Raw genomic sequence first — 344 nt, forward strand, 5'->3', positions numbered from 1 at the left:
GGATCTCAGGGTGCATCGGGCAGGTGTACTCTGTCGTTGCATCACCGGCGGGTGGTTTCTGTGCGGGTGGGGTAGATGCCCGAGAGGAGGTTCCATGAGCCTGCGGTGCAGCGAGATATCGAGCAGGGTCGGAACGAAACTTGGTCTGGCAACCCTGGCTGCAGAAGCGGTAAGTGCTTCCCTGATAATGCTCTTGATGCTCGCTATCCTCTTCCACCTTCATCCCGCAGACGGGGTCTGTGAGTGCTGCAGTACCTTTCGTTTGGTCGGGCTGGTGATGGCACTGCTGAGAGGACATACGGGGCACCTTATGGATTGGTTAGCGACGAACTTGGCCTATTGCA

At 57.6% G+C, this 344-nt stretch carries 1 protein-coding gene; it reads right to left on the reverse strand.

Annotated features, from left to right (window positions below):
• On the reverse strand, positions 1–298 hold a 298-nt coding region (locus RT21_RS23490; RefSeq protein ID WP_156155753.1), incomplete at its 3' end, for a YHS domain-containing protein.
• Positions 299–344: the final 46 nt, after the last annotated feature.

It is taken from the genome of Pseudomonas sp. 10B238 (assembly GCF_000970615.1).
GTDB lineage: Bacteria > Pseudomonadota > Gammaproteobacteria > Pseudomonadales > Pseudomonadaceae > Stutzerimonas.